Source organism: Tolypothrix sp. FACHB-123, assembly GCF_014697075.1.
GTDB lineage: Bacteria > Cyanobacteriota > Cyanobacteriia > Cyanobacteriales > Nostocaceae > Aulosira.
This window is the reverse complement of record NZ_JACJRE010000024.1, coordinates 62,952-88,596: the sequence shown is the minus strand read 5'-3', so window position 1 is coordinate 88,596 and position 25,645 is coordinate 62,952. Positions and strand designations below refer to the sequence as shown.

Genomic DNA, 25,645 nt, shown 5'->3' with positions numbered 1-25,645 from the left:
ATTTACCAACTCTAATCTAGGGAGGTTAAATTTAGTGGTGAGTTGAGTGGTGAACCTTGCCATCTTGGGTAGGTTCTGGTAGTTGTGGCTCCTGAGGATGGCGGCGAAAGCGATCGCGAATTTTGCCAATCACAATATATAAGATGGGCACCACAAACAAGCTCAAGAAAGTAGAGACAAGCATCCCACCAGCCACCGCTGTACCCAGAGATCTCCTACTGGCTGCACCGGCTCCTTCGGGATTGACTAACGGCCAAATACCCAAAATAAAAGATAGAGATGTCATCAAAATCGGTCGCAACCGTTCTTGAGATGCTTGAATAGCTGCTTTGGCTAGTGGTAGACCTTGCTCCCGCAGTTGGTTGGCAAATTCTACAATCAAAATGGCGTTTTTACTTGCCAAACCAATCAGCATCACTAAACCCACTTGGCAAAACACATCGTTGGCTAGACCACGCATCGACTGGGCTAACAATGCACCCAAGATTGCTAGGGGTACGGAAAGCATAATAGTTAAGGGGTCAACGTAGTTCTCATACTGAGCAGCCAGTACTAAGAACACAAAGACAAGTCCCAAGATAAAAATTAAGGGTGCTAAACCACCTGATTGTTGTTCTTCGGCGGCGATTCCCGACCATTCGTAGCCCATACTGGCGGGAAGAATTTGTTTGGCTAATTGCTCCATTGCTTGGGTTGCTTGTCCAGAACTATAACCTGGTGCAGCTGCACCGTTAATTTCAATGGAACGGAACAAGTTATAGTGGTTAATTGTTTGTGCGCCAATTGTTGGAGTTACTTTTACCAAATTACTGAGAGCAATCATTTGATTATTCTCAGAACGGACGTATAACTTGGTGATATCTTCAGGATTGGAGCGAAATTGTGCGTCTGCTTGCACATATACGCGGTAAGTTCGTTGTAGTAGGTTAAAGTCGTTGACATACCGCGAACCCAAGTAACTCTGGAGGGTATTAAAGATATCGTCTACATTAACTTGCAGTGCTTTGGCTTTGTTGCGGTCTACTTCAATCAGCATTTGCGGTGTATTCGCGTTAAATGTGCTGAATACGCCTTGTAGTCCTGGTGTCTGATTACCACGTTCGAGTAACTGACCCATGACTTGCAAAAGATTGTTTAAACCACTGTTACCGGCTCTGTCTTGCAGTTGAAATTGGAAGCCGCCAAAACTACCTAAACCTTGAATTGATGGGGGGTTAACTGGAAAAATTCTGGCTTCGGGAATGGTAGAGAATACTCCTGCTAACTTACCAATGATGGCTTGTGCTGACTGTCCTGATTCGTGACGTTCTTCCCAAGGTTTCAGGGTACTGAAAATCGCTCCACTATTAGCGGAGTTACCACTAAAACCAAATCCACCGATCGCAAAGGTACCTGTAACTTCTGGTAATTTAAGAATTTCTTTTTCTACCTGAGCCATGACTTTGCTGGTGTAGTTTAGGGAAACTCCTTCTGGCCCTTGGATAATGGTGATGAAATAGCCTTGGTCATCGTCGGGGATAAATGCTGTGGGTACGCGGGTGTAAAGCCAAGCTGTAAACCCTAAGGAAAGGACGAATAACAGGACAACGATCGCTTTTATCCGGTTTAAACGTTGGAGCGATCGCTCATAGCCGCGGCGCGTCCAATCAATAAAGCGATTAATCTGCACAAAAATCCGACCCAACCAACCGCGCGGTCGTTGTCCGCGACGCAGCAGTAAAGCTGAAAGGGAAGGCGTCAGTGTCAGCGCCAAAAAGGTCGAAATCACCATCGAAAAGGCGATGGTAAGGGCAAATTGTTTATATATCTGTCCTGTGGAGCCTGGGAAGAAGGCGACAGGGACAAATACAGCCATCAGTACTAGCGAAGTGGCAATTACTGCCCCAAATAACTCGTGCATCGACTGAGACGCCGCCTGACGCGGCGCTAAGCCTTCATCCTCAATTAATCGCGAGATATTCTCCACAACAATAATTGCGTCATCCACCACCAACCCTGTTGCCAAAGTTAAACCAAACATGGTTAAGGTGTTGATAGAGAAGCCAAAAACTTTGATAAAGGCAAATGTCCCTACCAAAGTTAACGGAATCACAATTACCGGAATCAAGGTAGTTCGCCAATCCTGCAAGAAGAGGAAAATTACCAAGACTACAAGTGCGATCGCTTCTATGAGTGTCTTCACCACTTCTGCTAAAGACGCTTCAACAAATAATGTTGTATCAAAGGCTACTTGATATTTCATGCCTCTGGGAAAGCTTTGCGCCAAGCGCGCCATTTCGGCTTTCACTGCCTGCGCAACTTCTAGGGCATTACTTCCAGGACTAGCAAATATCCCTACACCCACACCTTCATTGCCGCGAAATCGCAGAAAAGAGTTATAGTTTTCTGCTCCCAGTTCTGCCCGCCCCACATCTTTCAGCTTGATCAAAGTACCATCTGTACCTGTCTTGATGACCATATCAGCAAATTCGCTGGCTTCCGTAAGTCTGCCGATGGCTTGCAGGTCTATTTGATACATTTGGTCTGGTAAAGCTGGCTGCTGACCAATTTGCCCCGCACCCACCTGTAAGTTTTGTTCGTTGATGGCATCAATCACATCTTGGGCGGTGAGGTTGCGACTAGCAAGACGGTTAGGATCGAGCCACAACCGCATCGCATAACGGCGTTCGCCAAAAATCTGCGCCTCTCCTACACCCCTAATTCTTTTGATAGCATCGATTAAGTAAAGGTCAGCATAATTACTTAAAAAAACGTTGTCATACTCTTTGTTATCGGCATACAAGCCGATCGCCAACAGAATATTGTTAGATTGTTTTCTCACAGTGACGCCAGTTTGCTGCACCACCTCTGGTAACAGAGGTTCAGCTAGAGAAACCCGATTTTGCACATCAACGGCAGCAATATCTTTGTCTCGTGCGGGGTCAAAAGTGACTGTAATTGTACTAGTACCATTGTTACTACTGCTTGAAGTCATATACTTCAAGCCTTCCACACCGTTAATTTCGCGTTCTAATACAGTTGTGACAGTATTTTCTACAACTTCAGCACTAGCACCAACATAGTTTGCAGTTACAGTAATCTGCGTGGGGCTAATTTCTGGATACTGTGCCGTGGGCAGCGTGGGGATGCTGATGGCTCCTACCAAAAGGATGATAATGGAGCAGACACTGGTAAATACTGGTCGCCTGATAAAAAAGTCAACAAACATGTAAATGGTTGCTTAAGTTGTGGGCATGGGGCATGGGGCATTGGGCATTGGGCATGGAAAACAATTTTGGATTTTAGATTTGCGATTTTAGATTTGCGATTTTGGATTGCGAATCTAAAATTTCTTGTCCCACTTGTCCCCCTCCTAGCCCCTACTCCGGTGTAACTGGAATACCATCTCGCAGATTGAGCAAGCCTGAGACGATGATTTTTTCTTCTGGTTGCAATCCTTCGATAATTTGGTAATTATTACCTTGGATATTGCCTAATTTCACCCGTTTTTGTCGCGCTATTAATTGAGGTGTACCTTGTGGGGAATTTTCTGTTTGAGCTACATAGACAAATGTTTCCCCAGCTATCCGCGATACTGCTGTTGTTGGGATTAACACTCCTTGTTTGCGATTCCAAATTACTCTAGCTCGCACTAATTGATCTGCCCGGAGCTTACCTTGTGGGTTGCTTAACAGTGCTTTGATTTGGATTGACTGAGTACCATTACTGGCATTAGGAGAAATGAAAAACACTCTACTCGTACCTAAGGGCTGTCCTTGGGCATCCATAACCTCCACTGGTAATCCTTTTCGCAATTGCGCGCCCCGTTCTAGGGGTACAGAGATGTTAACTTCTAAAGGTTGGTTTTGAGTGATTGTCGCTAGTTGTGTGGAAGTATTAACAAAATCACCTACTTTGACGGGTATATCACCAACTGTACCAGCAAAAGGCGCAGCAATTTTGTAGTATTGCAGCTCAACTACTTGTTGCTTGGTATTGGCTTGGGCTTGCTGTAAAGCTTTTTCTGTTTGGGATATGGTTGCTTGCTGTGCTTGAATTTTGGAATCGATGGCGGCGAGTTGAGATTTGGCGATCGCCAGTCGATTCGCATACTGATCTTTAGTTTGCCGCGATACGGCTCCTTGCTCGGCTAGACTAGTATAGCGATCGTATTCCTGCTGGTTCAATCGCACATCAGCAACATTAGATAAGCGATCGGCTTGTAGCGATTTGAGTGTTGCTAGAGCATTTTGCAGTTGTGCTTGTGCTGCTTCAGCCCCAGCGTTTAACCCACTCACAGTAGCTTGTTGCTGTCTGGGATCTACTTGAATGATTGGCGTTCCCTGAGTAATGGTATCTCCCGATCGCACAAATATTTGCGTCACTTGTCCTTCAATTCTCGGTTGTAACCTAACTGAACGCCGAGATTCTAGATTGGCAATAAAGTCAGAACTTTCCTCAATTGTGCCTGCTTCTACTGGTGCTATCTTCACTCTTACTCCGCTGGGTGCAGCAGGTGCAACTGCTTGTTGTTGAGGAGTGACTAGACGCCAGACTACAGCTGCGCCACCACCCAGCAATAATATTCCGGCTAGTAATAACCGAAGCCACCGCCGTTGTTGTGGGGGTGGCTCAAAGGACGAATCTGGAAGGCGTTCGTCAAAATCAGTTTGGTGTTCAGGGGATGTCATGGTATGCAGGCAACCTATGAAGAATTTAACTACAAGTGAGTTAGAACAATAAAAGCTGGCTTCATTAATTTACTGATTGAGCATGACGCTTGTTGAAAAATTATGTAATATCCCACTTATAAATATACTGCTTTTATAACTTACGCTAATCTACCGAAAGGTCAGTGATAAAATCTAGTTTATAAATATTTTTGGGCATGGGGGAGGCAGTGCGTTGGACGGGTCTCCCGGCTTAAAGCAACTGCCGTCATTGATTATGGGGCACTGGAAAGACTGATTTTAATCTTCTAATTGTGTTATTTGTCACATGAATATTTAGTAGGAAAAATATCAAATCCTTTATCAAAAAGGATTAACAGATTATCTAATAATAATACTTAGGCTAATTTGGTATTTTTTTTGAAAAAAATAGCCCTGTGAGTCAATCACAGAGCTAAATTAAACGATTGTATTGCTGTCTGCTAAAACGCTCTCAATTTGAACTTGATTGCTTGATATGAGCCAAAATTGACATTAAGCTAAATCAAACAACAAGATTTCCCCACTGGCGTTGGTGCTGATTTCGAGTGTTTCTTCACCACTGACTTGTACTGCATCACCTGCTGTGAGTTCTTTGCCATTAACAGTGGCTACACCTTGAGCTACATGTAACCAAGCATAGCGATCGCTCTTGACTGAAAAATTCACAACATCACCCTTTTCCAGAATAGATGCGTATAAATCCAAATCTTGGTAAACTTTTACCGCACCATCACGGGCATCTTTAGCCGCAATTAGACGTAGTTTTCCCCGCTTTTCTTCGGCTGAGAAATTTTTCTGCTCGTATCTGGGTTTTAATCCTTGCTGATTGGGTAGCATCCAGATTTGCAAAAAGTGTACTGGTTCAGTTTGCGAATGATTATACTCACTGTGGGTAATACCAGTACCCGCACTCATGATCTGTGCGTCACCAGGACGAATCACCGAACCCGTACCTAGGCTATCTTTATGCTCTAAAGCGCCAGACAAAACATAGGTAAGAATTTCCATATCACGATGTCCGTGAGTGCCAAATCCAGCACCAGGAACTACTGTATCGTCGTTAATTACGCGGAGAGAACGAAATCCCATGTAGTTAGGATCGTAAAAATTTCCAAAAGAAAATGTGTGATAGCTATCGAGCCAACTAATTTTAGTATGACCGCGTGATTTGCCATGATGAACAACAAGAGTTTTGGTATTTTGAGACATAAATTTACCTCGTTTTTAGTTGATTTTCTGAGTTTTGAAATCTAGTAAATTCAATGCTAAATAATGATTATTCTTTAGCTTTGTCTGCAAGAGAGTTGGAATTAAATATCTAATTTATCTAGCGTAATCATTATAGATTTTGCCAGAAATCAAACTGCCAATACCCTTGTCAACTTCTGGGGGGAATTAAAAATTCAAGACTTTTACTCTGCTTGTCGTTGGCGTAGCCTCTCCGCCAGGAGAAGTATGCAAAATTCAAAATTAAAAGTCCATCAATAAATTTCAGGACTTATAGTTTTGTTGTTTTATTTCAAGTTTGCTGGTGAACTATTTAAATAGTAAGGTATATAAATACAAAATGAAAAGTACGCACTTGAAAGTGGCGTACTTACCAAAAAGTTACTACTCGCTGTCAAAAGGTGGATAGAAGGTAAAATTTTACTTTAGTTGGGCAGTAGTTGGCAGCTAGTTGTTTTGGCTACTGACTACTGACGGCGATGGTGAGAACAAGCTTACCACCCTTTGAAAGAGTGGGTTTCCCATCGCCTTTGAAGATTACTTGACGGTTGCGGGCTGTTTATTAGCTTTAACACCAGCTGCGCCATTTTCCGCTTTAATTTCTGCTACTTGCAGATGAGCTTCTAAGAACCAGAGACGTTTATCAATGGTACGAGATACTTCAGTATAAAGGTCAGCGGTATCAGCGTCACCTAAATCATCAGTTTTGGCGATCGCTTGGCGCAGATGTTTCGCATAAGGTGCAAAGCGATCTGCTAAAGCAGTGACATGGTCTTTGCCATCTAAAATATCAAAGGGATATTCTGGAAGAATTGAATTGCTAGCAGCAGCGCGAGCTGTACCTACGGCGTAACCACCTAAAGCGGTGACACGTTCTGCAAACATATCGATATATTCTTCGAGTTCGCCAGCGATTTCATCAAACAACTCGTGTAGCTGATAAAAATCAGTCCCTTTAACATTCCAATGGGCTTGTTTGGCGTGGGTTTTTAAATCTAAAGTAGCTGCTAAAGTTTGGTTGAGAAGTACCACAATTTGCGATCGCACTTCAGCAGGAATATCAATGCGGGTGGGATAAAGACGGGATGCAAGTTTATTGTCGCTCATTTGTCGTATCTGCTTGGCTTGTCACAACAAGTCTACAAATAGTGCTTTAGTCTGGGGAACTTCCCAGAGATAGAGGGATTTTCAGCATTCATCAATTATTATCTTTCTCATAAGCAAAATAGCTCACTCAAACTCGATGGTTATCTATGGCACTAAATGTGCCGCCAAATAAGCGATCACGAATGACATTATTTTGCAAGAAGTCATGGGGAAATCCGAGTTCAATTTGACTAACTTCATTCAGGCGTTGCAGATGTTCTGGTGATAAGGTGACATCTAAAGCTTCTAAGTTATCTTGAAACTGACTGAGCTTGCGTGCGCCAACAATCGGGATGATGACACCACTTTGAGCGCGTAACCAAGCGATCGCCACTTGAGAAGGGGTGCGGCCGATTTCTCCTGCTACTTGAGTTACTACTTCTGCGATCGCTAAACTGCGTTCAGAAATATTCCCAGTTGCGGGATTGGCTAATCTTCCTGCTTCTTCCCCTGGTTGAGGTGACTTGTTATACTTACCTGTGAGGACACCACCGCCTAAAGGTGACCAAGGTGTGACGGCTAAATCTAAAGCTTTCGCCATTGGAATTAAATCCCGTTCTGGCGTGCGCTGAATTAAACTATATTCTACTTGCAAAGCGACAAATGGTGTCCAACCTTGATACTGGGCGATAGTATTAGCTTGAGCAATAATCCAAGCTGGTACATCAGAAATACCTACATAAAGTACCTTTCCTTGATGCACGACATCATCAAGCGATCGCATCACTTCTTCTACTGGTGTAGTAAAATCCCAAGCGTGCAGCCAAAATAAATCAATATAGTCAGTATTCAGCCGTTTTAAGCTGCCTTCTAAAGATTGAATGAGATTTTTTCGATGGTTTCCACTACCATTTGGATCGTTTCTATTGTCGTTCATTCGCAAAGGAAAGGAATATTTAGTCGCCACCACAAAACGTTCTCGATCCTTGGCGATTAATTCACCCACAATTTTTTCACTGGTACCATCTGTATAACCATTAGCGGTGTCGATGAAATTACCGCCAGCTTCCACAAAGGTATCAAAAATTTGCCGACTTTCATCTTTAGAAGCACCCCAACCCCAATCTTCCCCAAAGGTCATTGTTCCTAAGCAGAGTTCCGAAACTCTTAACCCACTTTTACCTAAAAGTTTGTATCTCATTACAACTTTCTCAATGACTGAAATTGAGTTTACCAGCGATATGTTGCAATTTGCTGAATAATTATCTCAAAATCTGGCTTTTATGGGATTTTTTTCTGTTTTAGGAAAGACAACCTGATTGTTAGTAAGCATCTACCAAAAGTCTGACCTTTAGATAGATTTTTAATTACAAAATTCAAATTAAAATAAAGCTTATCTATAAAAATAAAAAATTTCCAACCCAAAGATTTAACATTTAATATGGTTACCCGGTTTCCATTAATAGCTGCCAGCTTCATAGCTGCCAGTATTACTATTGGTACAATTCTGGGCGTTCCTACTCCAGCTTCAGCACAACAGGTAATCACTTGTGAAAGCTACAATAATCGGGGTAATAGTTGTGCCATACCCACAAGAGGTAGAGTCAGGTTAATTAGGCAGTTATCTAACGCCAGTTGTCGAGACAATTGGGGTTTCAACAGAAATCGTATTTGGGTGAGAAATGGTTGTCGCGCTCAGTTTGTTATGGGCGATCGCGGATTCAACCGATTCAACCGATACGAGAGATATAACAGAAGAAATGACAGACGAGACAGATACGACAGATACGATCGCTACGATAGACGAGACAGATATGACAGATACGATCGCTATGACCGATAACAGATCTATCGGCGCATTAGCAAAATGTGTGATACATAAATAATAAATATTATTAAGGCATCCTAACTATGGATGCTTTTTTCTTAATCAAAAACTAAAATTGTATAGATTGATTAACATAAATTTCTACTGCTGTACCTGCTGGGAGAAACCAAACATTACTGCGTTGCGACATTTGGGAAATGGCTTGTTGATTGCGTTGGGCAATTTGCGGTACTACAGTATTCATCCCACCTTCAAAAACTCCAGCCAAAATGTTACGATCGGGATTGTTACTGTTAACAATAGTAGTAGAACCAGTTGTAGTCACAATTTGCGAATCAGTACGATTCATTAACTCGGCTGCTTTACCAAGACCGCCTAAGATAAATAATCCGACATCCATACTCGCAATAGACGATCCTCGGTTAGGAAATTGGTTAGCGATGAGAGGTTTACCTTGAGGCGCACGAATCATTAAGGCATTTTGCGGTATAGTTCTTTCTGTCAGTTGTCCTTGAACTGGTACAATTACCTTCATTACCTCTAGCTTGACTAAACCTTGCTCAGATAAAGAACTCATTTGCGTTAAGAGTTCCGTATTTGCAGGAATAGCGATCGCACCATCTACGCCTTTTAATGGTTCTTGCAACCGCACTACAAAAATATTTGCATTATCTTTATCTGCGGATTCAGAGGTTTCGCCAAATACAGCTGTCGCCAACACAGCCTTTGCATGACTCCCAATAGCTAGAGTTTTGGGACTTTGGCGTACTGCTTGACTGACTCTAGGCGCTTGCTGCTTTGGTGTTGCTTCCGGTTCGGGGTTGGTTGCTTGTTGTTCCTCGCGATCGCTGTTTGCTGGTGGTTGAGGTGTTGTATTTTCATAATTGCGATCGCTATTACCTACTTCGCCATAGCTCCCTAACTTTGCTAAACCTTGCCAAATTTGCATTGGGTTTGGTGATGCTGAAGGAATGACGCTCACTATTGGTGGAGTTTGTGGGTTAGCAATGATTGGTGGGGATGGTGGTATTGCAGCTATGGGTACAGAGGGAGATTTGACAATCCGCTCAACTGTCACTGTCCGAGGTACGTAAACTGTTGATGTTGGTATCGGTGTTTGGATGCTCGTACTTCGTCTAGAACTAGAACCATCCAACTCAGCAGATGCTATCTGTTTTCCATTTCTGAGTTGTTGTTGTGCTAATTTCACTGCCTGTGCTTGTTCAGTCAAGGCTAATTTTGTTTTCAAAGTCTCGACTTTTGTCTCTAATTCTGCTTCTGTGGATTGTTGTGTATTGGGTGATTGGGTTGGTTGAATTGCAATTTGCTTATTTCTGGGTTGTTGTTCATTACTGCTCATAATCTGAGTTAAAAACCCACCAGCAAATAAAATTACAGCTAAAGTTGCAGTACCTACCAAACCTAACTTTGCAAAGGGATTTGTTGATAATGGCTGTTCCGTTTTCTCTTCTGTTGGTTGAGGCGGGGATGGTTCTTGATTAGCTGATTTTTCTAAGAATTCGGTATCATCAGCTAAAGATTCTTCCGCAAAACCGACTAATTTTGCTATTTTTAATTCCCAATCAACCGCATCTACTTCTAAAGGAGCATTATCAGCTTGATGATTAGTCAAATTCTGTGGAGAAGCACTTGAAGAAATTGAATTATGAACCATAAATTGCAGAATTAATCTAAATTTGTCTTCCCTGCTTTAGCTGTGAATTTTTATAATTGGTATTTTTTTTTATAATTCCATAAAAATAGTAATTTAGTTTTAATAAATGGGTAAGACATGGTTAAGAGATAAGTTATAAAGTAATTTTTAATTATTGACAATTAATCCAAAATATGAATTATAGACAAACATAGCTAATGTAGGGGTTTAGCAATGGTTAAACCCTTACATTAGCGCTAGCAAATTGCTGGATCTACAACTTAGGTAAAATTTCCGGTAACATCTGAGCAGGAACTTTGGATAAAGCGAAATTTTGTCCTTGAATTCCTAATTCGCTGTGGAAAGCGCGAACAGTTTTTACCACATAAGAAAATGTAGTTTGATAAGCTTCTGGTTGTTTGCTCAGTCCATTTAAAGCTTGTAAATGATTATTTAATGCTGCTTCTAAATGCTGAGAACGCTTTGTTTTATCACCATTGAAATATTGATCTGTGGCTATTTGATAATGGGCTAAACCCAAATTATTGTGAGTAGATAACACATCAAAACTTAAAGCAGCAGGATTAAGTGAATGTGCTAAAGCTAAAGCTTCATCATACGCAGTAATGCACAATCGCAAATAATTATATCTATCTTCTTTCGGTGTTTGTGAAAGGTTAGCTAAATGCCAATAAGCCGTACCTAGGTTATTTTGGGTTGCAGCGCAGCCACTAGGAACAATGGCGGCTGTGCGATATTTGAGCGCATCACAATAAACATCAATCGCCATCCGCAGATTGTGTGCGGGTTGTTCGTATTGTGCCAGATTCCAATAAGCTGTGCCGATGTTATTTTGAATCATGCCATACTTGAGCGGTTCATCTTGAGGGTTGTAGTGAGCCAACGCCAGGTTGTAAGATGCGATCGCTTTCTTTAAATTCACAACTGGTTGATTGTATTGCCCCAAGTGCCAGTAAGCCGTACCCAAATTATTCTGACAAGCTGCATACTTTAACGGCTCCATCGCCACTGTACGATAGCGCAAAGCTTCGTTATAAGCTATAACTGCTTGTTGCCAACAATCTGGTGGGTTAGCAAACCGAGCTAAATCTCCATAAGCTGTGCCTAAATTATTTTGCACCCGCGCATAGGTTTCTGGGTGCGTTTGTGGTGATATCAGCTTTAAAGCTAACTTATAAAATTCAATTCCCTGCTCAATATAAGTTTGTCCCTCTTCCGCTGCCGATGGAGTCCGGTATAACATCCAATAAAGCGTACCCAAATCATTCAAAATATCTGGTAACTGAGGTGAAGTATCATCAAAAGTGATTGACTCTTGATAAGCAATAATAGCTACCATGAGATTTTCTACAGTTACCTGTCCTTGTTCAATTCGCAGGCGATAAAAATTTCCTAACTTATGATAAGCAGCGGCTAACAATTCTCCCGAAGCGTTTTGTGAGTGTAATCGCTCAATTTCCGCTAGCATTTTCTGAGCTTGGGAAATCTCTTCATCATCCTCAATTATTTTGGTATTAATTGTTGTTAATACCAGATCGGATAACTGTTTACTAATATGAGCCAAAGATGGCAGCGATTCAAAATAATTTTCGCTGGTATTTACCGTGGTTGATTCCTGCTGTACCTCGACTTTTAGTAATTCCGCTGGGAGAGAATCTTCCTGTGGTGGCTGTTGCTTATTTACTGGTTCATCTGTAGGAAATTCAAAATCCTCTTCCAAGTCGAGTTTACTGTCATCTGCGGCTTCTAGTTCCGCGGGGATAGGTGCTTCTTCTAAAATAGAGGCTTGAAAATCATCAAAATCTAAATTTCTAGAGTCTGCAAATCGCTCTGAGTATTCTGGATTTTGTACAGTTGGTGTAGGATCTCCAACAAAGAAAAATACACCAGTACGGCTATGCCAAAACTCTGGTGCTGACTGCTGAATTGCCGATAACCAAGGACGTGGTACCCATAAAAGTATGCTCGCTTCTAAAAAGTTGCTGGCTTGTTGACTAGATAAAAATTCCTCAGTTAAGCGCAGATGGTGTAAAAACATCCGCTGGATAGCTACTGGCTGTCTAGTGAGTAGTTCTACACCGACAATTTGAAACGCCGGTACGGGTAAAGGTCTACCTGGGGTATCTTTTGATGCTCCAATAATCGGCGGTGGATAATTCGCCAACCATTGATTTATCTGGGCTATCGGATTAGGATCGCTGAGATTTAAACGTAAGGTTGCTAGGCGTGGATAGGCTGGTGTACTACTTTCTAGGCTATCATCTGGCTGATATAACACTTGCCCAACCGGATAAGCCAAGGTAGAATGCAACCGCGCTGCTATTTGATTTCTTAAGTGTAAATCATCACAAACAGCGAGAAACAGTTGTCTTCGTAAGTTCAGACTCAAAGCAAGTTTTAATCGGTGATATACTTGCCGATTCCAAGCAAAATTGTCTGTGTGTGCAGTATCATTCACGCTCATAGCGGCTACAAAGCCAATACACAGTTTACATTCTCTTTAAGGGTACATCTAAGTACTCAACCCCTTAGGGGAATTCAAAGTCCAAAATTACAATCCCCTAAATAAATGATACTGCTGGTTACTTGGTGAATGCGATCGCTCTACATTCCCTGATTTACCAAGTTTCAGCCTATATACGCAATCACGCATTAACTGAGCATGATAACGCATTCTGGCTATTAAGACTCAAAAGCTGGTAAGAGCATCCTCCACGCCGCTTTTTGCTTAACTTACTTTAAGTTTATAATTTTTTTATATTTTTGACAGCGATCGCCAAAGCCACAGGCATTTTTGATGAGATTTTTGTATACAGTTTATAGATAACACGCACAAATTAAATATTTATACGTAAAAAAATCCTGATTTATTGTATAGTTAAGATATAAATATTGCAGAACAGAGACTTTTCAAATAAATTTGAATTGGTATCACTTAATTATCTTGTTGTAATAAAAAATCAGGCTCCTAGCAAATGGACACCTGAAAGCAGAAAAGATTAAATTTTATTAAAATTCTTTTCGTTTACCTGAGGTTACGAAACAGAGAAGGCGACAAAAATCAGACCACCAACCAAGACGGTAGCGACAACTCCTAGAACAACATAGGTTCGCTTTTGTCCAGCATTTGGAGGTTCTGCTGCATAAATCTTGGGTTCGCGAGCAAAATTATTCAGAAGACCGCCTTCTTCATTTGTATACGGCATGAACTAATTCCTTGTTCTTATCGTTTGTTTAATTGTTGCATAAACTTTATAGTACCTATTCACAAAAAGTAAATAATTGTTACTTTCGGTATAGTCCAGAATCAATAGTCAATAGTCAATAGACAACTGACCACTGACCACTGACTAACTACTAATCGTCCCTGTGAGTGGGGAACTAGCACTAGCGTAGTCTTTAATTGGCATTCTCCCGGCGAGGTAGGCGAGACGACCAGCGACGGCGGCTAGATTCATGGCGCGTGCCATTGCAGCTGGATTTTTTGCCAAGGCGATCGCACTATTAATTAATAAAGCATCTGCACCTAGTTCCATTGCTTGGGCTGCTTCTGATGGCGCACCAATCCCCGCATCGACTACGACGGGAATCTTGGAGTTTTCAATGATGATTTGAATATTCGCTGTAGTCTTCAAGCCTTGTCCGGAGCCGATGGGCGAGGCTAAGGGCATCACTGTGGCGCAGCCAGCTTCTTCTAAGTGCTTGGCTAACATCGGGTCAGCATTGATATATGGCAATACAGCAAAGCCTTCTTTAACTAATTGTTCTGCGGCTTGCAATGTACCAATGGGATCTGGTAATAAATATTTAGGATCGGGGATAACTTCTAATTTGACGAAATTATTATCTTCCTGTCCCAAAAGTTTTGCCATTTCTCGCCCTAACCGCGCTACCCGAATCGCGTCTTCTGCGGTTTGACAGCCGGCTGTGTTCGGTAACATCCAAATTTTCTGCCAATCGAGTGCTTCGGCTAAACCTTCATGTCCCGCAGCTTTGCTTTGGACTCGACGCACGGCGACGGTAACAATTTGACATTCACTAGCAACAATACTTTGCTGCATTTCTGCAATGCTGCGATATTTACCAGTACCAGTCATTAGGCGAGAACGGAAGGTTTTACCTGCAATGATTAATGGTGAGTCTTCGGTGGTAATGACATTGTGATCTAAGTTATCTAAAGTCGCAACAGGACGATGCCCGTTGGTGAAATTCGCAGAGTGAGTAAACATGGGGGTAGATTGCGGCAGGAAGCGCGAATAATGGAAGTGAGATAATAAAGGATCTGATTTCTCTTGGGTAATTAAATCAGCAATGATAACTGCGGTGATGGGTGCTAGCAAAATCCCATTGCGATAATGTCCTACCGCTAAAGTTAAATTTGCACAGGGACTAGTTCCCAAAATTGGTAATTCATCAGGTGTACCGGGACGAAATCCCCACCAAAATTCCTCAATTGGGTAATCTTGTAATTGGGGATAAAGGCGGGTAGCTTGTTGGAGTAATGTTTGGATTCCGGCTGGGGTATTGTTTGGGGTAAAACCAACATCTTCCTTTGTTGCACCAATAATAATTGTGCGATCGCGTCTGGGTACTATGTAAGTATTCTCGCCAAATAAAATCCGTTTGAGGGGCAATTCTGGTAAAGATTCCGGTACGCGCAGCCGCAACATTTGCCCCTTGACAGGACACACGGGAAATGGTAGTAATTCATTTGACCAAGCACCAGTGGCTAATACATAATGGCTAGCGCGAAAAACGCCAGCGCTAGTTTGTACGCCCAATACTTTACCTTGCTGTTGTAACAAGGCTTCAACCCTAACGCCGTTTTTGATTTCCACACCCAAGGACTCAGCCACCGTCCACAGCACCCTTGCTAAGGCGCGATTATCCACTTGTCCGTCTTCGGGATACCACCAACCCCCAACTACTTCAGATGCTAATCCTGGCTGATGTTGCTGGATTGCGGTTTTATCTAACCAATAAGCAGGTGATTCCCGCGCTGATGGTGACAAAAGGGGATTTTTCTGCTCTTGCGGTTGATAAACAGGTGCTAAACTGCCACAAGGCCAATAAAGTGTGGGTAAACCAGCAAGTTCTTCAAGTTTGTGAGTCCATTCGGGATATAAAACACGCGATCGCCAGCATAAATCATACATTGCCTCATCTGTCAATTTTTCCGCATCTGGTGCCAACATCCCAGCCGCCGCATGGGTAGCAGCGGCGTTAAAATCACGGCAAAGCACGGTGACATTTGCCCCGCGCAGTTTGAGTTCTACGGCGATCGCCAAACCAATAACGCCGCCGCCAATAATTAAAATGTCACTAGTCATTAGTCATTAGTCATACATTATTAGCCATTTATCATTAGTACATAACTAACAACTCATAACTAATAACTCATCACTCATAACTTATAACTTATAACTCGTAACCATTGACTAGCAACCTCTACCACAAGGCACGAATGGGTTGTGAAGTTGAATTTTCTTCAGTAGATTGACTATCTGTAGATTGAGTATCTGTAGTAGTTGTGTCGGAATTTTCGGTATCTGTGGCTGAATCACCAGTGGAATTATTATTTTGTGCCACATTGCTTCTGCTTTCGCTGGCAGAACCGTTATTTCTGCCCGCTTCTGTGCTATTAACGTTAATATTAGCTGGGAGGACTTTTGAAGTTTTGCTATTTGTTGGGACACTAGCGCTTTGTCCCCCCATTGGAAAGTTAATGCCTAGTAATGTACCTAGCAATATAGCCAAGCCTCCAGCCATCAGAATTAGCGGTGTCCATCTACCCATGTTGCTTTGCTCCTCATTAAGTTTGTGTTTTTGTGTTGATTTGCGAATTTGGTGAAATTCAGCAAATTTTTTATTTCATACTATTGTTTGTCTAAAACCTCAATTGGTTTGTCAGGCGAGATGTAGGTCTGCTGTAGGAGAATAAGCAGAAGCGATCGCAGAAAAAACTTCGCCTTTTACCTTAACTACTCAGTTACCACATCTGCCAACAGAGTGATAGTTTATTACCTTAACACCGCCATTGTAGAGGTCAATACCATTTTGCACCAAAGTTTCGCGGAAATCGGCTGTCTAATGGACACTATTTTGCCTCGGTTGTTGAGTAATATAACTGCTGTGGCGATCGCATACAATCTCAGTTGCTATTTAAAGCTAGTTGTGTGGACATTTGGGAATTAGTAAACTGGCTTTTTGTTGTATCTTGGCACATGCCTAAAAATATGACTACAAATTCTTCACCTCAACTTTGGCTCTATGACACTACGCTACGGGATGGTACTCAACGCGAAGGACTATCGGTGTCTATAGAAGATAAGTTACGCATCGTCAGAAGACTAGATCAACTAGGAATTCCCTTTATTGAAGGGGGTTGGCCTGGTGCCAATCCTAAGGATGTACAATTTTTCTGGCAATTACAGGAAGATCCGCTGAAACATTCCGAAATTGTCGCTTTTTGTTCTACCCGTCGCCCTCACACCAATGCTGCATCAGAGCCGATGCTGCAAGCCATTCTCGCGGCGGGTACGCGCTGGGTGACAGTATTTGGTAAATCCTGGGATTTACATGTCACCACAGGGCTAAAAACGACCTTAGAAGAGAATTTGGCGATGATCCGCGATACCATTGAGTACCTTGGTAGCCAAGGGAGGCGGGTAATCTACGATGCAGAACATTGGTTTGATGGTTACAAGCATAATCCCGATTATGCGTTAAAAACATTAGCAGCCGCGATCGCCTCTGGTGCAGAATGGCTAGTTCTCTGCGATACCAATGGCGGAACTTTACCCCATGAAGTTACGGAAATTGTCCAAGCAGTCAATCGTCATTCGTCATTGGTTGCTGACAAAGCCCAGATGGAAATTCCCCAAATTGGGATTCATACCCATAATGACTCCGATTTAGCCGTGGCGAATGCTTTAGCTGCTGTCATGGCTGGGGCGAGGATGGTACAAGGTACAATCAACGGTTACGGTGAACGTTGTGGCAATGCCAATCTTTGTTCTTTGATTCCTAATTTACAATTGAAGTTAGGTTATAGCTGTATCGGTGAAGACGAGCTAGCCCAACTTACAGAAGCCAGTCGCTTTGTCAGTGAAGTAGTCAACCTCGCCCCTGATGAACATGCGCCCTTTGTGGGGATGTCAGCATTTGCACACAAAGGTGGTATTCATGTCTCCGCAGTCGAACGCAATCCCCTGACTTATGAACACATTCAGCCAGAACAAGTAGGAAATCGTCGCCGCATCGTTATTTCCGAACAGTCTGGACTGAGTAATGTCTTAGCCAAAGCCCGGACTTTAGGAATTGAATTAGATCAACGTCAACCAGAAGCCAGACAAATTCTCCAAAAAATGAAAGATTTGGAGAGTGAAGGCTACCAATTTGAAGCCGCAGAAGCTAGTTTTGCTTTGTTAATGTATGAAGCCTTGGGAAAACGCCGGCAATTCTTTGAAATTAACGGCTTTCAGGTACACTGCGATTTAATCGCCGGCAAAGAAACGACAAATTCTTTAGCGACAATTAAAGTATCTGTAAATGGGGAAAATATTTTAGAAGCTGCGGAAGGTATAGGCCCGGTAGCAGCTTTAGACGCAGCTTTACGCAAGGCTTTAGTCAAGTTTTATCCCCAAATAGCAGAGTTTGAACTCACAGATTATAAAGTCCGCATTCTTAACGGCAATACCGGCACAACCGCCAAGACGCGAGCTTTGGTACAATCAGGTAATGGACATCAACGCTGGACTACTTTAGGCGTTTCCACAAATATTTTGGAAGCTTCCTATCAAGCTGTAGTTGCAGGGTTGGAGTATGGTTTGCTGCTGTACTCGCAACCAAAAGCTTTGTTTATCTCTAGTGAAAAGTTAAAATCTCAGAACACAACGGTTTCTGAATCCTAATATTTGCTGTCTTAAAAAAGATTTTAGCTGCCCAGAATTATTTCTATTAACAGCAGCGTAATTGCCAATCTCAATCAAGCATCATTTTACTTCCCACACCAAATAAATCCGATTGGCAATTTGGGGAAACACGAAATATAGCTACTTATTTTTACTCGCACTGCTGTTATGAGAAACTATCCCAGGCTTGAGCAACCAATTTACTCAGCCAGCGTCGCTGCTGTTGATCCAGCATGTGGTCATCAGCTAGCACCTGGGCGGTTAATTCTTCCAAGGATTGACCTTGAGCGCGGACAATTTTAATGACTCCGGCGATCGCAGATGCAACCAATTCTTCATCAACAGGTCTTTGTTGCAGGGCAACAATATCTTGGGGGCTGTCTGGGATGGGATAATTCATGGCGTGGGTTTACAGAAATTCAGAATGAACAATAAGTTTGATAAATTATTAAACTTTCTTCACCAAATCTTTATGTAACTGATAGGGCGGAGTTTAGCGTATTTCATACCTTCTTGAAATCTGTCTTAGTGAGTAGATTTAGCGGAGATGTCAGAAAACCATGAAAGAACTACTTTATTTAGAAATTCCGACTTCAGATACACAATCTGTTTGCAGTTGGCTGCAAACAGAATTTCAACCGGGAACTGGTGAAAAAATAATCACTCCTGACGGATTTCGCCTCAGAGTAACTGCTGAAACTACAAATGCTGAGGCCGCTATTTCCGAAAATTTACCGAGAGAACTTTCCATATTTGTTTGGTCGGTGCAGCGTACTACCTATGTAAAAGTCTTCCGTTGGGGAAATCAGCCCTTTCCCCAAGAAGGACAAATTTTACAACGCCTGACTGTGGATATCAGAAACAGCTTTCCTTATAAATATCCTGAACCCCCAGCTATTGATTTATCCCAACAATCAATATTTGCGGCTTTAGCACCCTATTACCCCCAAACGGTAAAGTATTTCCAGAAAATGCCCAATGGGGAATACGATTTAACCAGGGCTTATTGGTGGGAGCAACGATGGCGTGAGGGTGTACGCAATCCCCAACAACCCCGTCAAGTGGTTTTTAGAAAAGACACCGAGAAAAAACTCTCCGCGTCCCCGCGTCCTCGCGTCCCCGCAGCGTCCTCATCCGCCACCTACGACATCATCTATATCGGTGGTGCATTAGGAGCCATTCATGCCGCAGTGATGGCGAAATTAGGCTATAAAGTGCTACTGATAGAGCGAATGCCTTTTGGACGAATGAATCGAGAATGGAATATTTCTCGTGATGAACTGCAAAGCTTAATTAATCTCGGTTTAGTGACAAGTAGCGAGCTAGAAACCGTTATCGCTCGTGAGTACAAAGACGGTTTCAATAAATTTTTTGATGCCAATAATCCGGTGAGATTGCGATCGCCTGTTTTACATACTCCCACAGTGCTGAATATCGCTCTTGACTCCGATAAATGGCTGCAAATGTGCGGGCAAAAGCTCCGTGCCGCAGGTGGTGAAATCTGGGATGAAACAGAGTTTCTGTGCGCAGATATTTATTTATCACAAGTTGAAGTTAATGTCAAGCATTTACCCAGCCAATCTGAGAAACGTGTAACTGGGAGGTTGCTAGTGGATGCGATGGGTACAGCTTCCCCCATTGCTTGGCAATTAAATGGCGGTCGCGCTTTTGATAGCGTCTGTCCAACAGTAGGGGCGGTCATAGACAAGGGATTTGAACCCCAAGTTTGGGATTCCCAGTATGGCGACGTTCTGTATAGCCACGGCGATATTTCTCGCGGCAGACAACTAATTTGGGAATTATTCCCCGGAATTGGCGAAGAATTAACAATTTATTTGTTTCATTATCACGAAGTCCATCCGCAAAATCCCGGTTCCTTGTTAGAGATGTACGAGGACTTTTTCACGATTTTGCCAGAATATCGGCGCTGTGATGTAGATAATTTGGTGTGGAAAAAACCCACCTTTGGCTATATTCCCGGACATTTTAGCGTCAGCAGTAGCGATCGCACCATAGCTTTTGATAGATTAATTGCGATCGGTGATGCTGCATCGTTACAGTCACCGTTGGTATTTACTGGCTTTGGTTCCCTGGTACGCAACCTAGAACGCCTTACTAAACTTTTAGATATCGCCCTCAAGCATAATCTCTTAAGTTTTCGCCACCTCAACCAAATTCGCGCCTACCAAAGTAACGTATCTATCACCTGGCTATTTTCCAAAGGGATGATGGTTCCCACAGGTAAATTTTTACCACCCCAAAGAATCAACGCCATGTTGAATACCTTCTTTGGGCTATTAGCCGACGAACCCCCAGAAGTCGCAGATAATTTCATTAAAGACCGTTGCGACTGGTTCACCTTTAATCGCCTCGCCATTAAAGCCGCCAAGAAAAACCCAGCATTATTATTGTGGATTTGGGAACTAGCCGGGCCTAAAGATTTACTCAGATGGGTAAGTAATTATCTTAACTTTGGTGGTTATGCCCTTGTGAGTGCATTGCTGAGTGGCTGGTTTGAGCGCTTTCTCAATCAAATAGAACCTTGGCTAGAACCCCGCTATCCCGGATTGTGGTTAAGACTATTAGCCATTAACTACGCTATTATCACAGGCAAACCGCGATCGCCTAATCAAATAGCTAATATTAACCCAGAAGAAGCAATGCAAAACTCAGAAGCGCAAATTTTGAATTAGTCAGTTGTCAGTTGTCAGTTGTCAGTTGTTTTTACTAATGACTAATGACTAATGACTGTTGGCTGTTAACTCTTATTCTGACGGAAATTTGGTAACTCTACAGACGCTAAAGACTTGCGCCCCTTTGGTGGACGTTTGGGATAAACTACTGGTGAAGGTGATTTATCGTCGGTAGTAGAGTTACCAGATGCGTCTGCTGCTATATCTGACAAAGACAAATTCACCTGATTAACTTGGGAAATATCTGACCAATAGTCTTCATTTTCTGCTGGCTCGGTTGTTTGTACAATCGCCGCAGCCGGAGATAGCGGTAAATGATTAGCTGATGCAGTGGCGTTATTTACTACCCAACTAATAGGGGTATTGCTTTCCGGTAAAGTTTCTTCTGATTCATCATCCGTAATCGTAGTTGCAGAAGTATCCCAAACAGATACATCAGCTTGATTGCTGTCTAAATCTTTGTCCATTTTAGACACAGAAGATGAAGATGCAGGTTGGGCATTAAAGAACATTTGCATGAGATTATCAATTTGCTCATCAATGTTCGGAGTTCCCACATATGAAACTACTTCTGGTGTAGCTAAAGAATCATCAATGATAGGTGATGAATTTAAAGAAATATCTGATTTTGCTGATTTTAGCTGTTCTTCTTTGTCTGACCAATCCCAAGGGGAAGATGGAGTAGCAGGAGTTGAAGCTGATTCTCTCCAAGAACTATCTAAATTATCAGTCAAAGCATCTGTTTCTGCTGACCAAGGCTTAATTGGCTGCGCGTTGGGGAACAAAGACCGAGCTTTTTTGGCAAATCTGGATTGCTTAGTAATTTTCTCCCGCTTAGGAGTTGCAGCATCATCTAAGGAATCATCACCAGGAACAGGAGTTTCTAAACATTTTTCCAGAGCTGCTTTAAATTGTAGAGTCTGGCGTTGTTGCCGCATCAGCCTGGTACGCAATTCGCGACAGGAATTTTCTGATTGCAATAGTTGCTGAGATTGTTCGCTGTAGTTAGTTTGCAGCAGGGAACATTCCCGTTCTAACTGGGCGAGACGTTGTTGACTAATTTGTAGCTGTGCTTTATATGTTTCAATGCAAAGTTCTTGGCGCTGAACGTTTTGCACAGCAGCTTCTAATTCTTGGAATAAAGATTTGATTTGTTCTTGAGCTGCGGTGAGTTCCTGAGTTTGTTGGTTAAGCATGGACTCAGTGACGCTAGCTCGTCTTTTTTGCCACTGTATCACCTTATCTGACGCAGCTAGGTCATTTTGGAGCTTTTCTATCTGCTCATACAAGCCATCATTAGCAGAACGCAATTCCTCATTCAATGTCAGCAGTTTCTGAAATTCAGAATCTACCAATACTTGTTTGTCTAAATCTGGTTCAACTACCCAGTCCTGCTTGGTTGCATCTTCAGGGATATCCTGGACTTGAATTTCGGGCTGTTCGTCTTTTGCTGGCTGAAGAAGTGGTAATTGCCGAATTACCACATTCTCATGCGGGACAACAGAATAAAACGGACAACTCGCCTGCTCAACTTGTGGCGAATTAGCAGAATTTAAGGATTCAATAAAAGCCCCATTGTTTGAGGGTTCAGCTTCATTCATCACTCTTGACCCACCTGCTTAAGAATGTTCAGCAGTGCTGGCGTTAGCATTGCTTATCGACAGTGTCCGAATCGGGTTTGACGCAAGTAGCTCGGGGAAACCTGACAAGCCCCTGGTTTGAGCCGTGGGGAGAGTCACTCTAAAAACCAAGGGTAGCCCTCCTCCAGGATGAGTAGTTAATCATTGATTCAGTATTCCCCATTTTGCATCTATAACTGATGACGTTATAACATTATGAAGTTATTCTCCGCCAATATGCGAATGAGGGCGTAATCTAGCGTAGATGCGGGTTTTAGGTGCTTTCTTGCTTGATTTTAATCAAATAGTTATTAGTAGTCAGTTATAGGCGGAAACTCATCACAAGGGAAGCGTTAGCACTGTATCTAATTTAGCAAACACCCTACCCTCAGACGCAAGTGGTATGACAAATTGTCAGTTGTCAGTTGTCAGTTCTCAGTTGTCAATAGTTATTTATTGTCTTCCTTGTCTCCCTTGTCCTTGTTGTCTTACGGTAACCAATAAGGGGCAAATCCATCTAGGGGAAGCTTCTCTGGCTTAATTTGGGCAGTAGTGGTGTCAGCGATGGGCAGTAAGGGCATTAACCATAGGCTACTACTATTAATTGACGCTCCATCGTCAGTTTTTAATACATTGGCAGATGGTGCATTAAGTGGCTGGGCTACTACTTGGTCAAATAATAAGCCTAAACCATCTGGAGATAGGCTCATTTGGACGTTGCGCTGTTCAATGGGCAATAGTAACAGTGGTTTTTGTTGTGCTGTTTTTAGATCAATTGCGACTAAATAAGGCTGTTCTATATATTCTTCTTTAGAGACTAACTGGGTTAGCAAACAGTAAAGGGTAGGCGAAGCTGGATCGAATTGACAGTTAAGAATTGATCCGGTGGTTTTTAACAAGGGTTTTTGAACGCCTTGGTTGGTGACTAAAAATAAATCTCGCGTGTAATCTGTATTAAATTTTACCATTGCTGCTTGCGCGCCGTCTTTCGAGAAAGCTTGGACTAAACCAAACTGTGGTAGAAAGTCTAAAGGTTTGTTAGTATCTCCCTCTAGAGAGACAATTGCTGCCCCCTGTCCTTGAGCAATGGCTACAGCTTTACTGTCTGGTGTAATCATAAAGTCTCCCCCAGGCTGGCTTTTTAGGGGTTTAGCAGTGGGTTGTTCTCCAGGTTTGTCGCTAGTTGGTGACATTATCCACAGCCCAAATTCGCCAGGATTGGATCTTTTGCCGCGCTGAATGACTATGGTTTTTCCATCTGGGGATAAGTCAAATTTCAGGTTTTGGTATTCTTTACTATCTAAAATTAGGTCAACTTTACCTGGTGGTTGGGCTTTTTTATCAGGGTTATTAGAAATACCTGTGGTAACTGTGTATAACTGAGACGAAAGTAAGTCTGGATTTGTATTAGTGCGAGCTGAAAAGACAATTTTATCGCCATCGGGAAATGGCTCAAAGTCCATAACAATTAAATCTTTGGGAGTCAGTATCTTTTTTTGTTCTTGGGTTAAGTTATAGAGAATTAACCGCCCTTTTTCTTCTGGATTGACTCCTATATAAAGGATAGCGCGATCGCGTGTCCGAAAGTTACCTGTAAAGGGCTGTATTCCTCCCTTTTTACCTTCTTTTTGGGAAAATTTATCTGTGGCTGTCTCTAACTGGACTTTATAATTAGTACCATAGGGCGCTGGGGTCAAAAGTGTATATACCATGCGTCGCCCTGCCCAACTGATTTTTCCTGCTAGGGGCGGATCGATTTTTAAGTTTTCTTCTACACTTGTCGGTTCCATTGGCCGACTAAAAGTCAAGGAAAAGGATAAATCTTCCGAGCCTATTTGCTGATTTTCCCAGGTAAAGTTGCGGACTCGCGATTTGACGCCATCACCATGCCAGATGAGTAAACCAATTAGTAAACTCAGCACCAGCATAAAGGCGATCGCTACTCGATCTATTGGTTGAATAAATGATTTAGAATTAGTCATCTGTTAGGTGTCAGTTGTTAGTTGTCAGTTGTCCTATATCCTGTGTTGAAAACTAATGACTAATGACTAATGAGCACTGACTAATAGTCATAGGGATTTTTGGGTTGGGGAATCTTTTTCAAGGAACTAGCGGCGATGGTGAGTTGGCGTTTTCCAGAAAGGGTTTCTGTGATCATTTGTCCTTCGATTTCTAGCCAAGTATCTGCTGCATAGCGTTCTTGTTCGGCTTGGAGTTTGACGGGTAAGCCTACAGGATAAGCATCCGCAGCACAACAACTTAAAACGAATCTAGCTAAGAAAATATATTCTTTTCCTAACTCTGGGGGTTGGATAACAAATCCCTGCACCTTGACTTTTTGTCCTGTATATGAGTCTGGTTCGGGATAGACATTCAGGGTGCGTACCCAGTCTACAAGCGATCGCTCTTCTGGACGAACTGTAGTGCGAAATGCTTGGGGTTTGAGGCGCGAACTTCCCAAGGAATCAATGGTGACACCACGCTGGAGTGCTTTATCACTGGCGAAAACTTGCGGTGTAATCATAAAACCTAAAATCGCCGTAATTAATAACAAAGTCGCACCCCAGCCAGGCGGAAATACATTAATATGCATCGGGTTGCTGACATTATTATCTTGGCGGCGCTGTCGCCAAACTTGCTTGGCTTTGAAAAAACCGATAATTAGCAAGCCTATACCACCAGCAATTGCTAATCCAAAATAATCGGGATGAATTAACAAATTTAGCTTGCCTGTGACCCAGTATTTTAAGATTAAAATTCCCCAAGCTGTAATAGCGATAACATCTAGCCAAGGTGCTAAGGGATTGCTAAGTTTAGATTTAGGTTTAGATTTCATGGGTAAAGAGTCAATTATCAATTGTCAGTTGTCAGTTGTGAGGCAGTGTGTTGGGCGGGTTCCCCGACTTGTAGCAA

The 25,645-nt window shown here is 42.5% G+C and carries 17 protein-coding genes; 3 read left to right on the top strand and 14 right to left on the bottom strand.

The features are described from left to right. Positions 1-31 precede the first annotated feature (31 nt). The 5 genes from H6G41_RS17280 to H6G41_RS17260 form a co-directional block, all read right to left on the bottom strand. Entirely contained in the window at positions 32-3,208 is a 3,177-nt protein-coding gene (locus H6G41_RS17280) for an efflux RND transporter permease subunit (protein WP_190747415.1), read from the bottom strand. Between the two features lie 151 nt (positions 3,209-3,359). Continuing rightward, a complete protein-coding gene (locus H6G41_RS17275; RefSeq protein ID WP_190747414.1) occupies positions 3,360-4,670 on the bottom strand; it encodes an efflux RND transporter periplasmic adaptor subunit in 1,311 nt (436 codons plus the stop codon). Positions 4,671-5,183: 513 nt separating this feature from the next. Further along, positions 5,184-5,900 carry a pirin family protein gene (locus H6G41_RS17270; RefSeq protein WP_190747413.1) on the bottom strand — a complete coding sequence of 239 codons (717 nt, stop codon included), beginning with the start codon at positions 5,898-5,900 and terminating at the stop codon, positions 5,184-5,186. A gap of 555 nt (positions 5,901-6,455) precedes the next feature. Further along, positions 6,456-7,025: a DNA starvation/stationary phase protection protein Dps gene (dps, locus tag H6G41_RS17265; RefSeq protein WP_190747412.1), complete on the bottom strand. Its 570-nt coding sequence runs from the start codon at positions 7,023-7,025 to the stop codon at positions 6,456-6,458. Between the two features lie 127 nt (positions 7,026-7,152). After that, positions 7,153-8,205, bottom strand: coding sequence for an aldo/keto reductase (locus H6G41_RS17260; protein WP_190747411.1), 1,053 nt, complete (start codon positions 8,203-8,205; stop codon positions 7,153-7,155). Positions 8,206-8,445: 240 nt separating this feature from the next. On the opposite strand from H6G41_RS17260, the gene H6G41_RS17255 reads away from it, so the two are divergent. Continuing rightward, complete coding sequence (locus H6G41_RS17255; protein ID WP_190747410.1) at positions 8,446-8,847, top strand: DUF3011 domain-containing protein; 402 nt, start codon at positions 8,446-8,448, stop codon at positions 8,845-8,847. Positions 8,848-8,941: 94 nt separating this feature from the next. On the opposite strand, the gene H6G41_RS17250 is transcribed toward H6G41_RS17255, so the two are convergent. The 5 genes from H6G41_RS17250 to H6G41_RS17230 all read right to left on the bottom strand — a co-directional run bounded on the left by H6G41_RS17250 (position 8,942) and on the right by H6G41_RS17230 (position 16,303). Then, positions 8,942-10,507, bottom strand: a complete 1,566-nt coding sequence (locus tag H6G41_RS17250; protein WP_190747409.1) for a TrbI/VirB10 family protein — start codon at positions 10,505-10,507, stop codon at positions 8,942-8,944. 253 nt (positions 10,508-10,760) lie between these two features. Continuing rightward, the gene (locus tag H6G41_RS17245) at positions 10,761-12,971 is read right to left on the bottom strand and encodes a tetratricopeptide repeat protein (protein WP_190747408.1); all 2,211 of its coding nucleotides are present in this window, start codon (positions 12,969-12,971) and stop codon (positions 10,761-10,763) included. A gap of 571 nt (positions 12,972-13,542) precedes the next feature. Further along, positions 13,543-13,713: a photosystem II assembly protein Psb34 gene (gene psb34, locus H6G41_RS17240; RefSeq protein ID WP_190541079.1), complete on the bottom strand. Its 171-nt coding sequence runs from the start codon at positions 13,711-13,713 to the stop codon at positions 13,543-13,545. Between the two features lie 144 nt (positions 13,714-13,857). Then, positions 13,858-15,837 carry a glycine oxidase ThiO gene (gene thiO, locus H6G41_RS35785; RefSeq protein WP_190747407.1) on the bottom strand — a complete coding sequence of 660 codons (1,980 nt, stop codon included), beginning with the start codon at positions 15,835-15,837 and terminating at the stop codon, positions 13,858-13,860. A gap of 118 nt (positions 15,838-15,955) precedes the next feature. Then, positions 15,956-16,303: a hypothetical protein gene (locus H6G41_RS17230; protein ID WP_190747406.1), complete on the bottom strand. Its 348-nt coding sequence runs from the start codon at positions 16,301-16,303 to the stop codon at positions 15,956-15,958. A 440-nt stretch (positions 16,304-16,743) separates the two neighbouring features. Between H6G41_RS17230 and cimA the strand changes: the two genes are divergently transcribed. Beyond that, entirely contained in the window at positions 16,744-18,420 is a 1,677-nt protein-coding gene (cimA, locus tag H6G41_RS17225) for a citramalate synthase (RefSeq protein ID WP_190747405.1), read from the top strand. 166 nt (positions 18,421-18,586) lie between these two features. Here cimA and H6G41_RS17220 read toward each other — a convergent pair whose 3' ends face one another. After that, the gene (locus H6G41_RS17220; protein WP_096645671.1) at positions 18,587-18,820 is read right to left on the bottom strand and encodes a hypothetical protein; all 234 of its coding nucleotides are present in this window, start codon (positions 18,818-18,820) and stop codon (positions 18,587-18,589) included. 160 nt (positions 18,821-18,980) lie between these two features. Here H6G41_RS17220 and H6G41_RS17215 point away from each other — a divergent pair, with 160 nt between their 5' ends. Continuing rightward, positions 18,981-21,113 carry an NAD(P)/FAD-dependent oxidoreductase gene (locus H6G41_RS17215; RefSeq protein WP_190747404.1) on the top strand — a complete coding sequence of 711 codons (2,133 nt, stop codon included), beginning with the start codon at positions 18,981-18,983 and terminating at the stop codon, positions 21,111-21,113. Positions 21,114-21,178: 65 nt separating this feature from the next. Here the strand turns inward: H6G41_RS17215 and H6G41_RS17210 are convergent, their stop codons facing one another. The 3 genes from H6G41_RS17210 to H6G41_RS17200 form a co-directional block, all read right to left on the bottom strand. Continuing rightward, entirely contained in the window at positions 21,179-22,714 is a 1,536-nt protein-coding gene (locus H6G41_RS17210; RefSeq protein WP_190747403.1) for a hypothetical protein, read from the bottom strand. A 506-nt stretch (positions 22,715-23,220) separates the two neighbouring features. After that, entirely contained in the window at positions 23,221-24,714 is a 1,494-nt protein-coding gene (locus H6G41_RS17205; RefSeq protein WP_190747402.1) for a hypothetical protein, read from the bottom strand. Positions 24,715-24,794: 80 nt separating this feature from the next. Then, positions 24,795-25,568 carry a TIGR03943 family putative permease subunit gene (locus H6G41_RS17200; RefSeq protein WP_190747401.1) on the bottom strand — a complete coding sequence of 258 codons (774 nt, stop codon included), beginning with the start codon at positions 25,566-25,568 and terminating at the stop codon, positions 24,795-24,797. Between the last annotated feature and the right edge of the window lie 77 nt (positions 25,569-25,645).

Coding starts and splice junctions, on each gene's coding strand:
- H6G41_RS17280 (WP_190747415.1), bottom strand. CDS start 3,208: ATGTTTGTTGACTTTTTTATCAGGCGACCAGTATTTACCAGTGTCTGC.
- H6G41_RS17275 (WP_190747414.1), bottom strand. CDS start 4,670: ATGACATCCCCTGAACACCAAACTGATTTTGACGAACGCCTTCCAGAT.
- H6G41_RS17270 (WP_190747413.1), bottom strand. CDS start 5,900: ATGTCTCAAAATACCAAAACTCTTGTTGTTCATCATGGCAAATCACGC.
- dps (WP_190747412.1), bottom strand. CDS start 7,025: ATGAGCGACAATAAACTTGCATCCCGTCTTTATCCCACCCGCATTGAT.
- H6G41_RS17260 (WP_190747411.1), bottom strand. CDS start 8,205: ATGAGATACAAACTTTTAGGTAAAAGTGGGTTAAGAGTTTCGGAACTC.
- H6G41_RS17255 (WP_190747410.1), top strand. CDS start 8,446: ATGGTTACCCGGTTTCCATTAATAGCTGCCAGCTTCATAGCTGCCAGT.
- H6G41_RS17250 (WP_190747409.1), bottom strand. CDS start 10,507: ATGGTTCATAATTCAATTTCTTCAAGTGCTTCTCCACAGAATTTGACT.
- H6G41_RS17245 (WP_190747408.1), bottom strand. CDS start 12,971: ATGAGCGTGAATGATACTGCACACACAGACAATTTTGCTTGGAATCGG.
- psb34 (WP_190541079.1), bottom strand. CDS start 13,713: ATGCCGTATACAAATGAAGAAGGCGGTCTTCTGAATAATTTTGCTCGC.
- thiO (WP_190747407.1), bottom strand. CDS start 15,837: ATGACTAGTGACATTTTAATTATTGGCGGCGGCGTTATTGGTTTGGCG.
- H6G41_RS17230 (WP_190747406.1), bottom strand. CDS start 16,303: ATGGGTAGATGGACACCGCTAATTCTGATGGCTGGAGGCTTGGCTATA.
- cimA (WP_190747405.1), top strand. CDS start 16,744: ATGACTACAAATTCTTCACCTCAACTTTGGCTCTATGACACTACGCTA.
- H6G41_RS17220 (WP_096645671.1), bottom strand. CDS start 18,820: ATGAATTATCCCATCCCAGACAGCCCCCAAGATATTGTTGCCCTGCAA.
- H6G41_RS17215 (WP_190747404.1), top strand. CDS start 18,981: ATGAAAGAACTACTTTATTTAGAAATTCCGACTTCAGATACACAATCT.
- H6G41_RS17210 (WP_190747403.1), bottom strand. CDS start 22,714: ATGAATGAAGCTGAACCCTCAAACAATGGGGCTTTTATTGAATCCTTA.
- H6G41_RS17205 (WP_190747402.1), bottom strand. CDS start 24,714: ATGACTAATTCTAAATCATTTATTCAACCAATAGATCGAGTAGCGATC.
- H6G41_RS17200 (WP_190747401.1), bottom strand. CDS start 25,568: ATGAAATCTAAACCTAAATCTAAACTTAGCAATCCCTTAGCACCTTGG.